The sequence below is a fragment of the Aquabacterium sp. genome (assembly GCF_036279675.1).
Taxonomy (GTDB): domain Bacteria; phylum Pseudomonadota; class Gammaproteobacteria; order Burkholderiales; family Burkholderiaceae_C; genus Aquabacterium.
In genome coordinates this window covers 1-13,080 of the sequence record NZ_DASUIS010000058.1, presented here as the reverse complement: position 1 = coordinate 13,080, position 13,080 = coordinate 1, and the positions used below count along the sequence as shown (strand labels likewise).

Below are 13,080 nucleotides of genomic sequence, written 5' to 3'. Positions count from 1 at the left end.
TCTTCAGCGCTGGCTTTTTATTTATCGAACGTTTATCGAATGCCCAGTGTCTTATGGGTCTGCACGCTGAGCAACCAGCGCGGGTGGTCCAGGCACCATTGAACCGCCCATTCCATGGCTTTTTTACGGTCCTGGGGCTGTGCGCTGTCCATCGCTTGCACACGCATCTGCTTGAAATCCAGCTTTTCAAAGGCCAGCAGATCGGTTTGCGTGAAGCCGGCTTGCGGCACCACCACCTTCAATTCGTGCCCGGATGTCTGCACCAGGGTCGATCCGGCCTTGGGGCTCACGCAGATCCAGTCCAGGCCTGCGGGCGCAGCGATCGTGCCGTTGGTTTCGACCGCCAGCTCGAACCCTTGCGCATGCAGCGCATCGATCAGGGCCGGATCCACCTGCAACAAGGGCTCACCGCCGGTCATCACCACAAAGCGCTGGCCTTGTGCGCCGGCCTCCGTGGCTGGCCAGAACGAGGCAATGCGCTCGGCCAGGGCTTGCGCCGTGTCGAACTTGCCGCCACCCAGGCCATCGGTACCCACGAAATCGGTATCGCAGAACTGGCACACGGCACTGGCACGATCGGCCTCCCGGCCCGTCCACAGATTGCAGCCGGCAAAGCGGCAAAACACGGCCGGACGCCCTGCATGCGTGCCCTCACCCTGCAGGGTGTAGAAAATCTCTTTGACGCTGTATGTCATGGTCCCAATGCTCTCTATCAACGCAATCCCGTCCACCAGACGGTCAGGGCCGACGCCAGCACCAGACCTGTGTAGGTCAGCATGGCGCCATCGCGGCCGGTCAACAACAAACCGACGATCAGCACCGCAGCGTTGATCAAGGCAGCCCATTTCACCTGGCGCAACCAACCCGCGCTGTTGAGCGCCTTCCACCACACCAGGCGGGCGAGGCTGGGCACCAGCAAAGCCATGCCGAGCGCGGGCAAAAAGAAGTTCAAAGCGTGGTTCAAGGCGTCCAGAAAACCCATGGGGCTCCTCGGGCGCAGCGCCGTTTCGGAAATTGCGCTGCATCAAATCGGGCGAAGGTTCCTGGGGGCTACGGGGCCAAATCCCCGTTGTTCGGACGAACTAGTTCATCCAGCCTCATCCCAGGCAAAGGGTAGGATTTTATAATCTCGTCTTATGACTGTCTTGACCCTGGGCCTGAACCACACCACAGCCGCTGTTGACCTGCGTGGTCGATTCGCGTTCGCCGTGGACCAACTGGCCCCCACACTCAAGACCTTGCACCAGCGTCTGACGGGGGCCCCGCACGCTGAAGTGGCCTTGCTTTCCACCTGCAACCGCACCGAGCTTTACTGTGCAGCGGGCGGCCTGGGCGGCCCCGTGCACGCACTCAAGCATGCTGCGGTGGACTGGCTCTCCGGCATCGGCGGCGTCAGCCATGAAGAGCTGATGCGCCACACCTATGTGCTCGAAGGCGGCCCGGCGGCGCGCCACGCCTTCCGCGTCGCCAGCGGGCTGGATTCCATGGTGCTGGGCGAGCCCCAGATCCTGGGCCAGATGAAACAGGCGGTGCGCGAAGCCGATACCGCCGGCACGCTGGGCACCACCCTGCACCAGCTCTTCCAGCGCAGCTTTGCCGTGGCCAAGGAGGTGCGTACCTCCACCGAGATCGGCGCGCACTCCATCAGCATGGCCGCCGCGGCCGTGCGCCTGGCTTCTCAGTTGTTCGAAGACCTGGGCCGCACCAAGGTGCTGTTCGTGGGCGCTGGCGAGATGATCGAACTCACCGCCACGCACTTCGCCGCCCGCAACCCGCGCACCATGGCCGTGGCCAACCGCACGCTGGAGCGTGGCGAAAAACTCGCCACCCACCTGGGCGCCCAGGCCATGCGCCTGGCCGACCTGCCTGAACGCCTGCATGAATTCGACATCGTCGTGTCCTGCACGGCCAGCACCCTGCCCATCATCGGCCTGGGTGCCGTCGAGCGTGCGCTGAAGGCACGCCGCCGCCGCCCCATCTTCATGGTCGACCTGGCCGTGCCGCGCGACATCGAACCCGAAGTCGCCCGCCTCGACGACGTCTACCTCTACACGGTCGATGACCTGTCCACCATGGTGCAGACCGCCGGCGAAAAACGCCAGGCTGCCGTCGCCCAGGCTGAAGCCATCATCGAAAGCGGCGTGCAAGGCTTCGTGCACTGGCTGGACCAGCGCACCACCGTGCCCCTGATCCAGGCCCTGCACACCCAGGCCGATGCCTGGCGTGCCGCCGAGATGGCGCGCGCCCGCAAGCTGATCGCCAAGGGCGAAGACATCGAGGCCGTGCTGGAGGCCATGTCGCGCGGCCTCACGCAAAAGATGCTGCACGGCGCCATGGCCGAACTGCACAGCGCCGATGCCAGCCAGCGCCCGCAAGTGGCCGCCGCGCTGTCCAGGCTGTTCCTGCGCGGCGAACTGGTGCCCGGCCGCAACCTCACGGCCAGCAGCCCACCTGACAAATCCGTGCCCGGTCGGCATGACCCATCGGGGGACAAAGCGTGAGCGCCGGTCTGGCGCCCTCGCTTGCATCATCGCTCGAACGCCTGGCTCGCCGGCTGGAAGAGCTGGATGCAGCCTTGTCCGATCCCGTCATCGCGGCCGACAACAAGCGCTTCCGTGATCTGTCGCGCGAGCACGCCGAAGTCAGCAGCGTGTGCGACCTGGCCCAGCGCCATACGCGCCGACAGCAGGATCTGGACGGCGCTCGCCAGATGCTGGAAGAAGCCGGCGACGATGCCGAGATGCGCGCCATGGCCCAGGAAGAAATCGCCCAGGCCGAAGCCGATCTGACCCAGCTCGAAACCCAGTTGCAGACCGCCTTGCTGCCCAAGGATCCCGACGACGCCCGCAACGCCTTCGTGGAAATCCGCGCCGGCACAGGTGGCGATGAATCCACGCTGTTTGCGGGCGATCTGGCCCGCATGTACACCCGCTATGCCGAACGGCAAGGCTGGCGCACCGAAATCCTGACGTCCAGCGAATCCGATCTGGGCGGCTACAAGGAAGTGGTGCTGCGCATTGAAGGCGCCAACGTTTACGGCCAGCTCAAGTTCGAGTCCGGCGGCCACCGCGTGCAGCGCGTGCCTGTCACCGAAACCCAGGGCCGCATCCACACCAGTGCCTGCACGGTGGCCGTGATGCCCGAGCCGGACGAAACCGAGGCCATCAAGCTCAACCCGGCCGACCTGCGCATCGACACCTTCCGCGCCAGCGGCGCCGGCGGCCAGCACATCAACAAGACCGACTCGGCCGTGCGCGTGGTGCACTTGCCCACCGGCATCGTGGCCGAATGCCAGGATGGCCGCAGCCAGCACAGCAACAAGGCCAAGGCCCTGCAGGTGCTGCAAGCCCGCATCCAGGAAAAGGAGCGCAGCGAGCGCGCCGCCAAGGAAGCCGCCCTGCGCAAGAGCCTGGTGGGCAGTGGCGACCGCTCCGACCGCATCCGCACCTACAACTTCCCCCAGGGCCGCCTGACCGATCACCGCATCAACCTGACGCTCTACAAGCTGCTGAGCATCATGGAAGGCGAACTCGACGACGTGATCGCCGCCCTGCTGACCGCCCAAGCCGCCGATCAACTGGCCGAACTGGAAGCCGCCACCGGTGTCTGACGATCAAGACCAGTCGCTCACGATGGATGCCATGCGCACGCCGCTGACCATCGCGCAGGCACAGCAACACGCCCGCCAGCTTGGCGTGGACCGGCTGGACGCCCAACTGCTGCTGTGCGAAGCCTTGCAACAAGGCCGCGCCTGGCTGCTCGCGCACGACACCGACACGTTGACCCCACCGCAGCAAACCCGCTACCTGAGCGAACTGCAACGCCGTGCCGCCGGCGAGCCCCTGGCCTATATCGTGGGCGAAAAGGAGTTCTTCGGCCTGACGCTGCAGGTGTCGCGCGACGTGCTCGTGCCCCGCCCTGACACCGAGACCCTGGTCGAATGGGCGCTGTCGCTGATCCCCGACCAAACCGCCACCACCGTGCTGGATCTGGGCACCGGCAGCGGCGCCATCGCCCTGGCCATCCAGCACGCCCGCCCGAAGGCTCAGGTCACCGCCGTGGACGCCTCCGAGCCCGCCCTGCAGATAGCCCAGAACAACGCTCGGGTATGGAGCCTGCCCGTCCGCTTCCGGCTCGGCAGTTGGCTGGCGCCGGTAGCCGGAGAGCGCTTCGACCTCATCGTCAGCAACCCGCCCTACATCGCCGAGGGCGACCCGCACATGGCCGCACTGGGCTTCGAACCGAAGCAGGCACTGACTTCCGGCCCGGACGGCCTTGAGGACCTGCGCCAGATCATCGCCACCGCCCCCGCCAACCTGCAGCCGGGCGGCTGGTTGCTGCTGGAACACGGTTACGACCAGGCTGTCGCCGTCGCGCAACTCCTGCGCGACCACGGATTTTCAAATGTAAGTACCCGCTTCGATCTGGGCGGGCAAGCACGCTGCACGGGCGGTCAACGCCCTGCCTGACGCCACCACGCCATGGCGATGCAAGAGGGTGCAAACCCCCTCCCAAGTCGATTCCACCGGGCGAAAATGGTTTGACGAACGCTCACATCTCTGTCGCACAAGCGCAAGACCGAGGCGTAGCATGAATTCGTTCGTCAGGAGATTGCCATGCCCCACACCGCCACCACCGCGTCGCACACGTCCCCCAGCAAGTGCAGCCTGGCCACAGGCAAGTGGGCCGTGGCCGCCGCTTTTTGCGGCTTGCTGACCGTGGGGGCAGCCCAGGCACAGATGGTGCCTTACGCCGGCCACGCTCTGCACCAGAACACCGGCAGCGCCAACTACACCAGTGTGCGCATCAGCCTCAACCAGAACGACTCGGACGACACCCAGGGCCGCGGCCTGACCCTACGTGGCAAGGGGTTCTGGCCCCACTGGGAAGGCCGTATCGGCGTGGTCGTCGACCGCCCCGTCAACCCCCTGAAGGACAGCTTCGTGCTGGCTCAACCCAACATGGGCAGCGGCCTGCGCATCCGCAGCATGCACATCCTGTCAGACTATTATCTGGAGGGCGGCTTCCGCGCCACAGCCGGCCTGCTGCGTGGTGACACCGGCCAGAGCTGGTGGACCAGTGAGGGCAATGGCGGCGGGCTCAACCTCAGCCTGCAACGCCTGGACAGCCTCAACCTGATGAACGGCAACACGTCCCTGGACCAGCAGACCACACCCTACTTCGGTGCTGGCTACAGCAACACCCTGACGCTCAACGGCACCCCCAGCGCCTGGCGTTTCAATGCCGACCTGGGCCTGGTCAGCATCAACACCAACAACCACCTGGGTCAGGTTTTCCAGGGTGATCGCACACTGGACGAACTCGTGCGCGAAATGCGTCTGCGTCCTGTAGTCAAGGTATCTGTCGGCTATTCCTTCTGAGCTACTGCAGACCAGCCACAGGCCTGATATAACCGGGCCTGTTTTCATTTACGACTTGGTTTGCATATGAGCGACGTTCAAAAACGCATCGACGATCTGGTCAAGGGTCACCCCGTCGTCCTGTTCATGAAGGGCAATGCCCAGTTTCCACAATGCGGCTTCTCGGGCCGCGCCGTGCAGATCCTCAAGGCCTGCGGCGTGACCGATCTCAAGACCGTCAACGTGCTGGACGACGAAGAAATCCGTCAGGGCATCAAGGAATACGCCAACTGGCCGACCATTCCCCAGCTCTATATCAACGGTGAATTCGTTGGTGGCTCGGACATCATGATGGAGATGTACCAGGCAGGTGAGCTGCAACAGACCCTGGCCGCCAAGTAAGCCGCACATGCAGGAGCCTGTGGGCAGCACCAGGCCACGCCGCCTGATCGTCGGCATCACCGGCGCCAGCGGCGCCATCTATGGCGTGCGCTTGCTGGAGCGTGCGCGCGCCCTGGGCGTGCAGACCCATCTGGTGGCCACGCCTGCCGGCATCCTCAATGTGCACCACGAACTGGGCCTGGACCGCACGGCGCTGGAAGCGCTCGCGACCCAGGCTCACGCACCGGGTGATGTGGGCGCCTGCATTGCCAGCGGCAGCTTCATGACGGATGCCATGGTCATTGCCCCCTGCACCATGAAGACGCTGGCTGCCGTGGCCCATGGCATGGGTGACAACCTGCTGACACGCGCAGCCGATGTCACGCTCAAAGAGCGCCGGCGTCTGGTGTTGATGGTGCGCGAAACGCCCTTCAACCTGGCCCACCTGCGCAACATGACGGCCGTCACCGAAATGGGCGGCATCATCTTCCCGCCTCTGCCCGCCTTCTATCACCGCCCGCAGTCGATCGACGAACTGGTCAACGACACCGTGGAACGCGTGCTGGCCCTGCTGCACATCGAGCAGGCGCAGCCACAGGAATGGCGAGGGCTGTGAAGCCACCCACAACCGGGCGCTGACTCAGGGCGCCCCTCAGCGACGCAGCGTCAAGCCGGCGTCCGCCATCTGGGCACCTGCCCCATCACTCAACTGCCAGCCGCGACGTGCCGCCGTGACCATGTTCGGGTATTCCGGCTTGCCGCGGCTGCCGTTGTAGCGCCCCAGGGCCATGTAGAGGTTGCCCTTCTCGACGTCCAGATAGTGGCGCAGGATCACGCAGCCAAAGCGCAGATTGGTCTGCATGTGGAACAGGCTGCTGGCTTCGCCATTGCCGATGGTGCGCGACCAGAAGGGCATCACCTGCATGTAGCCACGCGCGCCAACCGGCGACATGGCGTACTTGCGGAAACCGCTTTCCACCTGGATCAGGCCCATCACCAGCGAAGGATCCAGCCCGGCCCGCTTGGACTCGTAGCACACCGTCTGCAGAAACTCGCGGCGCACCAGCTCTTCGGGCTTGCGTTTGGCCAGCTTGGCCTCCAGCGCAGCCGCCCAGGATTCGCACTGCTGACGCTGACCCGCGTCGGCAAACACCAGTTGAGGCGGCGCCCCGTTGCCCACGGCAGCAGACAAGGCCGTGCGCACGGCATCAGCCAGGGGCTCCTCCACCTGGGCACCGGCATGCGCCACCAGGGGTGAGCACAAGCCCGCCAGCAGGCCCAGGCCTGCCAGCGCACCCGTCAGAGAAGAAAGCCAGCGTCGCGACAACATGAACATCAAAGATAAACCAATCGGTGCCCTTGTGGTCAGCCGATTTGCACGCGCGACAGCACGTGATTCAGGACTTCCGTCACGGCAATCTTGCTGGCGGCGGCATCCTGGCGGCCCTGGTACTCGGCCAGGCCTTCCTTGAGGCCCTTGTCGCCCAGCACCACGCGGTGCGGCACACCGATCAGCTCCCAGTCGGCGAACATGGCACCAGGGCGCTCGCCGCGATCGTCCAGGATCACGTCCACACCCTTGGCAAGCAGTTCGCCATGCAGCTTGTCTGCCGCCGCCTTGACGTCTTCCGAACGGTCATAGCCCACGGGGCAGATCACCACCGTGAACGGCGCGATGGCGTCCGGCCAGATGATGCCGCGCTCGTCGTGCTTCTGCTCGATGGCCGCGCCCAGGATGCGGGTCACGCCAATGCCGTAGCAGCCCATCTCGAAATGCTTGGGCTTGCCGTCCACGTCCAGGAAGGTCGCGTTCATGGCCTTGGAGTACTTGGTACCCAGGTAGAAGACGTGGCCGACTTCGATGCCGCGCTGGATGGCCAGCACACCCTTGCCGTCAGGTGAAGGATCGCCCTCCACCACATTGCGGATGTCGGCGACCAGATCGGGCTCGGGCAGATCACGGCCCCAGTTCACGCCCTGGATGTGGAAGCCTTCTTCATTGGCGCCGCACACGAAATCAGCCATGTTGGCCACGGTGCGGTCGGCGATGACCTTCACGGGCTTGAGCAGCTTGACCGGGCCCAGATAACCGGGCTTGCAACCAAAGTGCTCGACGATTTCCTTCTCGGTGGCGAAACGGAAGCCCGCCTTCAGGCCATCCACCTTGCCCGCCTTGACTTCGTTGAGCTCGTGATCACCACGCACCAGCAGCAGCCACACGGTGGACCTGGCGATCTCGCCATGCTCGTTGAGCTCGTCGGTCGCCAGCACCAGAGACTTCACGGTCTGGCTCAACGGCAGGCCCAGCAACTCGGCCACGTCGGGGCAGGTGCTCTTGCCAGGGGTGGCCACCTTCTCGAAAGCCACGGTGGCCGCGCCACGTTGCCCGATCAGGGCCACGCCTTCGGCCAGCTCGATGTTGGCCGCGTAGTCGCTCGTGGGGCAGTAGACGATGGCATCTTCACCCGTATCAGCGATCACCTGGAATTCGTGCGAACGATCACCACCGATGGCGCCGGTATCAGCTGCCACCGCGCGGAACTGCAGACCCAGGCGCTCGAAGATGCGCGTGTAGGCCGCGAACATGGCGTCATAGGTCTTGCCTGCGCCTTCCACATCGCGGTCGAAGGAATAAGCATCCTTCATGGTGAACTCGCGGCCACGCATGATGCCGAAACGAGGGCGACGCTCGTCGCGGAACTTGGTCTGGATCTGATAGAAGTTCTTGGGCAACTGACGGTAGCTGCGCAGCTCCTGACGGGCGACGTCGGTCACCACTTCTTCGGCGGTGGGCTGGATCACGAAGTCGCGCTGATGGCGGTCCTTGAAGCGCAGCAGCTCATCGCCCATCTTATCGAAACGACCGGTCTCCTGCCACAGCTCGGCAGGCTGCACCACGGGCATCACCAGCTCGACCGCACCAGCCTTGTTCAGCTCGTCACGGATGATGGCTTCGACCTTGCGGATGGTGCGCAAGCCCATGGGCATGTAGTTGTACAGGCCCGCGCCCAGCTTCTTGATGAAGCCTGCCCGCGTCATGAGCTTGTGGCTCACGATTTCAGCGTCGGCAGGGGCTTCCTTGAGGGTCGAAATGAAGAACTGGGAGGCTTTCATATGCGTAAAAAATACACCGCGCAAATGAGGCATTGACAAAGCCTACTAGCCGTCAAGCCATTGCGGTGCAATAATGAAACTAGTTGAAAAATTCGGAGTTGATTATGCTCGACCGGGAAGGCTTTCGGCCTAACGTCGGCATCATCCTGCTCAATCACCGGAACCAGGTATTTTGGGGCAAACGTATCCGCACCCATTCCTGGCAGTTCCCGCAAGGCGGCATCAAGCATGGTGAGTCGCCAGAGCAGGCGATGTTCCGCGAGCTCCACGAAGAAGTGGGCTTGCTGCCCGACCACGTCCGCATCATCGCCCGCACCCGCGATTGGCTGCGTTATGAGGTGCCACAGCACTTCATCCGCAAGGACGCCAGAGGGCATTACAAGGGCCAGAAACAAATCTGGTTCCTGTTGCAATTGACAGGGCGTGACAGCGACATGAACCTGCGCGCCACCAACCACCCCGAGTTCGATGCCTGGCGTTGGCACGAGTACTGGGTGCCACTGGAAGCCGTGATCGAGTTCAAGCGCGGGGTCTACGAGATGGCGCTCAATGAGTTGGCCCGCTTTCTACCCAAGCCGCAAGGCCACCAGAACCGCTACCTGCGCGGCAACATGCGCGGCAGCAATGGCAGACGAGCAGATGGCCACGAAGACGCAGACATCCAGATAGAAACCACCAGCGAGCAATTGATCCAGGTGGAGATCGACATCAAACAGTCCTGACCTCTTCGTCAGGCAACGCGCCAAACGAAAGGGCTCCCGAGGGAGCCCTTTTCACATGCGGTCAGCGCATCGCCCGATCATTCGATCTCGATCTTGGTAGCGCACTCGGCATCCGTCGGGTTGATGCTGCAACGGGCGCGCTTGATGATGTTGAGGCCCTGCTTGTTGTAGAGACCTTGCTTGGCGATCTCGATGCGGGACTCACGGAACATCAGCACGTACTTGGGAATGTGCTCTGCAGGCAGTTCGTCCCACATGGCGGCCGGAATACCCTTTTCAGCGGCCTGAACGATGCCCATGGCGCGATCGAACTGAGACAACCAGTAGACGCGGGACTTCTCACCGAAGCCCTCGGGGAACTTGGACCTGTTCACGACCACCTGCACGGTAGGGATCATGATGGGGAAGCGGCCAATGCCACCCGCCTTGCCAATGCCCTTGTACAGCTCGAACGGCTTGAAGGCCACGGCAGGCAGGGTCACCATGTCGACGAAGCCATTGTTGAACTTCGGGCCGATGTTGGTGATGTCCACGGACACGGGTTGGGCGCCGATGCGCTGGATCATCACGCCCTGAGCCTTGTCGTAGTCGAAGGCGGCGATCTTCTTGCCGGACAGGGCCTCCACCGAGTTGATGCGGCGATCACGCACGATGGGATAGGCAGCGCCCAGCGGGAAAATGCCGCCGATTTCGTAGTTGCCTTCGACCATCAGCTTGCCGGCCTTGGGGTCCGAGAACACCTGGATGACCTTGCGCACGACTTCGTAGCTGGCGTCGATATCGACCTTGCCGTTCTTGATCACGGTGGTCGAACCGATGCTGTCGAGCGAACCGGCCACCATGTTGAACTGGCGGGTACGGAAGGCCGTGGCGATCACGCCGTCACACTGACCTGCGCGGAAATCTTCAATGGCCACGCGCTCGTCGACATAGCTCTTGAGCTCGATGTCGGCACCATTCTTCTGCATGGCCACGGCGTAGTCCGTCGCTGCAGCGTACACATCACCTGTCTTGCCCGCGACGTCCCAGACGCACATCAGGCTTTTGGCCTGAGCTGCGGAGACCACACCCAGGGTGCCACCCAGAACGGCGGCGGCAGCCAGCGAGATAGAAGAAAAACGAGCAAGGGTGTTATTCATCAGAGCCATCAAGACCTCCTCGGAGGAATCAGAAAGAAAAGGAAACAAGGGTCACGTTTTTAACGTAAAACGCCACCACCTCAAGGACAGTACGAACCCTTGGTCACGAGCAAAGAGGGGGGTGAAAACGGGCGCACCGGTTCCGGTAAGCGAAATTTCCCTGACATCACTTACCTGAATGAAACCGGTTGCCACTTTTCGAAGGCAACTTTCGTGATGGGGCCGACCACCAGAATCGGGGGAAATGTCCGCAAAGGCACGCACAGAACTTTGGCGGCTCGTAGACTATCGTCGCTTGTTATGCAACAAGCGTTTCGATCTGCATCCAAAACCTTTCCATCGAGGGAGAACTCTCCATGCAAAAGCTTGCCCGTGTCACTTTGTCGGCAACCCTGATTGCACTGACCACCGCTGCTCAAGCAGCCACAGTCCAGACCACTGACTTCATCGCATCGCCGACCTATTTCAATGGTTTTGACACCATTGGCGACGCCAACAGTCACGCCCCCGTTCACAGCGAAGGTGGCATCACCGTGCGCCAGATCAATGGTGACGGCGCCGACATCTGGACCACCTACACCACGTACAACGGCGGCTCAGGCTACGGCTGGTACCCCAATGGTGGCGACAATGGTTATACCTCCATCAGCCTGACCAACGGCAACGACTTCCAGGATGTCAGCTTCCTGGTCGGCAGCGGTTTCGGTGACAACGGCAATCTGGGCCTGTACTACGAACTGCACCTGAACGGCGCGGTGGTTCAAAGCGGCTCGCTGAACCATCAGACCACCCTGCACTGGCTGGGCTTCTCCGGCGGCGGCTTCGACGAAGTGCTGCTGGCTGACAGCAACTTCCGCCCTGTGACAGGCTTCGGCGTCTACAACGCTGCGGCGATCGACAGCATCAAGGCCACGGCCGTGCCTGAAGCCGGCAGCGTAGCCATGGCGCTGGGTGGCCTGGCCATCGTCGCCACCGTAGCGCGCCGCCGCCGCGCTCGCTGATCCCTCGTTGATCCTTCTACCGCGGCAATGCAGCGTGCTGGCAATCAGGCCAGCACGAGGTTGTCGCGGTGGATCATCTCTGGCTCGCTGGTGAAACCCAGCACGCCTTCGATTTCGGTCGAGGCCTTGCGCGCGATCAGGCGCGCCTCACTGCTGGCGTAATTGGCCAGACCACGGGCCACGTCCTGCCCCGCCTGGTTGCGCACGGCGATCACGTCGCCGCGGTGGAACTCACCTACCACCTCGGTCATGCCAATGGGCAGCAGGCTCTTGCCTTCGTCGCGCAATTTGGCCACGGCACCGTCATCAATGATCACGGCACCGCGCAGCTGCAGGTGATCGGCCATCCACTGCTTGCGTGCAGTCTGCTTGGCAGTGGCTGCCACAAACAGCGAACCAATGGCTTCGCCCTGCGTGAGGCGCACCAGCACGTCAGGCTCACGCCCCCAGGCGATCACGGTAGACGCACCGCTGCCCGCAGCGCGCTTGGCAGCCAGCACCTTGGTGATCATGCCGCCCGTGCCCACACGTGAGCCTGCGCCACCCGCCATCTGCTCCAGAGAGGGGTCACCAGCGGTGCACACATCGATGAAGCGGGCATTGGGGTCCTTGCGCGGGTCGGCGCTGTACAAGCCCTTCTGATCGGTCAGGATGACCAGGGCATCGGCTTCGACCAGGTTGGCCACCAGCGCACCCAGGGTGTCGTTGTCACCGAACTTGATCTCATCGGTGACCACGGTGTCGTTCTCGTTGATGACCGGCACCACCTTGTGCGACAACAGGGTCAACAAGGTGGAGCGGGCGTTCAGGTAACGTTCGCGGTCGGCCAGATCGGCGTGCGTGAGCAGCACCTGGGCGCTGCCCATGCCATGGCGGGACAGCTGGCTCTCGTACATCTGGGCCAGGCCCATCTGCCCCACGGCTGCGGCAGCCTGCAGCTCGGAAAGTTCGGTCGGGCGGCTGGTCCAGCCCAGGCGCTTCATGCCTTCGGCAATCGCGCCACTGGAGACCATGACCACCTCCAGTCCCTGGTGGGCCAGCGCAGCCATCTGGCGGCACCAGTTGCCGATGGCTTCGGCGTCCACGCCCCGGCCCTCGTTGGTCACCAGACTGGAGCCCACCTTGACGACGATGCGCCGGGCCTGGCGCAGGGCCTCACTCATGACCGGCCTCGCCGGGCGCCTCGTCAAAACGCGGATCACGCTCGGGCGGCGGGAGCTCCTGCTGGGCCGCCACGTGGTCCCAGATGGCATGAAGCAGCGGCTGCAGACCTTCGCGCGCCAGGGCCGAGATCTCGAACACCGGCCCCTTCCACTTGTAGCGCTTGACGAAATCCTTGACCCGGGCGGCGCGCTCGCCCTCG

The 13,080-nt window shown here is 63.5% G+C and carries 14 protein-coding genes and 1 pseudogene; 8 read left to right on the top strand and 7 right to left on the bottom strand.

Going from position 1 to position 13,080, the window contains the following annotated elements:
- Nucleotides 1–32: 32 nt before the first annotated feature.
- The gene (gene queE / locus VFW93_RS07045; protein ID WP_329693277.1) at nucleotides 33–695 is read right to left on the bottom strand and encodes a 7-carboxy-7-deazaguanine synthase; all 663 of its coding nucleotides are present in this window, start codon (nucleotides 693–695) and stop codon (nucleotides 33–35) included.
- Nucleotides 696–712: 17 nt separating this feature from the next.
- Entirely contained in the window at nucleotides 713–982 is a 270-nt protein-coding gene (locus tag VFW93_RS07040; RefSeq protein WP_329693276.1) for a hypothetical protein, read from the bottom strand.
- A 154-nt stretch (nucleotides 983–1,136) separates the two neighbouring features.
- On the opposite strand from VFW93_RS07040, the gene hemA reads away from it, so the two are divergent.
- From hemA to VFW93_RS07010, 6 genes are all read left to right on the top strand, one after another.
- Complete coding sequence (gene hemA / locus VFW93_RS07035) at nucleotides 1,137–2,501, top strand: glutamyl-tRNA reductase (protein WP_329693275.1); 1,365 nt, start codon at nucleotides 1,137–1,139, stop codon at nucleotides 2,499–2,501.
- 8 nt (nucleotides 2,502–2,509) lie between these two features.
- Complete coding sequence (gene prfA / locus VFW93_RS07030) at nucleotides 2,510–3,610, top strand: peptide chain release factor 1 (protein WP_329693305.1); 1,101 nt, start codon at nucleotides 2,510–2,512, stop codon at nucleotides 3,608–3,610.
- A gap of 22 nt (nucleotides 3,611–3,632) precedes the next feature.
- Nucleotides 3,633–4,469 carry a peptide chain release factor N(5)-glutamine methyltransferase gene (prmC, locus tag VFW93_RS07025; RefSeq protein WP_329693304.1) on the top strand — a complete coding sequence of 279 codons (837 nt, stop codon included), beginning with the start codon at nucleotides 3,633–3,635 and terminating at the stop codon, nucleotides 4,467–4,469.
- A 147-nt stretch (nucleotides 4,470–4,616) separates the two neighbouring features.
- Nucleotides 4,617–5,381: a hypothetical protein gene (locus VFW93_RS07020; RefSeq protein WP_329693274.1), complete on the top strand. Its 765-nt coding sequence runs from the start codon at nucleotides 4,617–4,619 to the stop codon at nucleotides 5,379–5,381.
- 66 nt (nucleotides 5,382–5,447) lie between these two features.
- Complete coding sequence (gene grxD / locus VFW93_RS07015; RefSeq protein ID WP_329693273.1) at nucleotides 5,448–5,762, top strand: Grx4 family monothiol glutaredoxin; 315 nt, start codon at nucleotides 5,448–5,450, stop codon at nucleotides 5,760–5,762.
- Between the two features lie 7 nt (nucleotides 5,763–5,769).
- Entirely contained in the window at nucleotides 5,770–6,357 is a 588-nt protein-coding gene (locus VFW93_RS07010; RefSeq protein ID WP_290676622.1) for a UbiX family flavin prenyltransferase, read from the top strand.
- Between the two features lie 36 nt (nucleotides 6,358–6,393).
- Here the strand turns inward: VFW93_RS07010 and VFW93_RS07005 are convergent, their stop codons facing one another.
- Both VFW93_RS07005 and VFW93_RS07000 read right to left on the bottom strand, forming a co-directional pair.
- Nucleotides 6,394–7,071 carry a lytic transglycosylase domain-containing protein gene (locus tag VFW93_RS07005; protein WP_329693303.1) on the bottom strand — a complete coding sequence of 226 codons (678 nt, stop codon included), beginning with the start codon at nucleotides 7,069–7,071 and terminating at the stop codon, nucleotides 6,394–6,396.
- Between the two features lie 35 nt (nucleotides 7,072–7,106).
- Nucleotides 7,107–8,855: a proline--tRNA ligase gene (locus VFW93_RS07000; protein ID WP_329693272.1), complete on the bottom strand. Its 1,749-nt coding sequence runs from the start codon at nucleotides 8,853–8,855 to the stop codon at nucleotides 7,107–7,109.
- Between the two features lie 104 nt (nucleotides 8,856–8,959).
- On the opposite strand from VFW93_RS07000, the gene VFW93_RS06995 reads away from it, so the two are divergent.
- A complete protein-coding gene (locus VFW93_RS06995; RefSeq protein WP_329693271.1) occupies nucleotides 8,960–9,577 on the top strand; it encodes an RNA pyrophosphohydrolase in 618 nt (205 codons plus the stop codon).
- A 77-nt stretch (nucleotides 9,578–9,654) separates the two neighbouring features.
- Here the strand turns inward: VFW93_RS06995 and VFW93_RS06990 are convergent, their stop codons facing one another.
- Entirely contained in the window at nucleotides 9,655–10,716 is a 1,062-nt protein-coding gene (locus VFW93_RS06990) for a putative solute-binding protein (RefSeq protein ID WP_329693270.1), read from the bottom strand.
- 356 nt (nucleotides 10,717–11,072) lie between these two features.
- Between VFW93_RS06990 and VFW93_RS06985 the strand changes: the two genes are divergently transcribed.
- A complete protein-coding gene (locus VFW93_RS06985) occupies nucleotides 11,073–11,717 on the top strand; it encodes a PEP-CTERM sorting domain-containing protein (RefSeq protein ID WP_329693269.1) in 645 nt (214 codons plus the stop codon).
- Nucleotides 11,718–11,761: 44 nt separating this feature from the next.
- On the opposite strand, the gene proB is transcribed toward VFW93_RS06985, so the two are convergent.
- Together proB and obgE are read right to left on the bottom strand one after the other, a co-directional pair.
- Entirely contained in the window at nucleotides 11,762–12,880 is a 1,119-nt protein-coding gene (proB, locus tag VFW93_RS06980; protein ID WP_329693268.1) for a glutamate 5-kinase, read from the bottom strand.
- Nucleotides 12,873–13,080: pseudogene (gene obgE / locus VFW93_RS06975) on the bottom strand (GTPase ObgE); the annotation flags it as partial. The gene proB and the pseudogene obgE, both read right to left, overlap by 8 nt.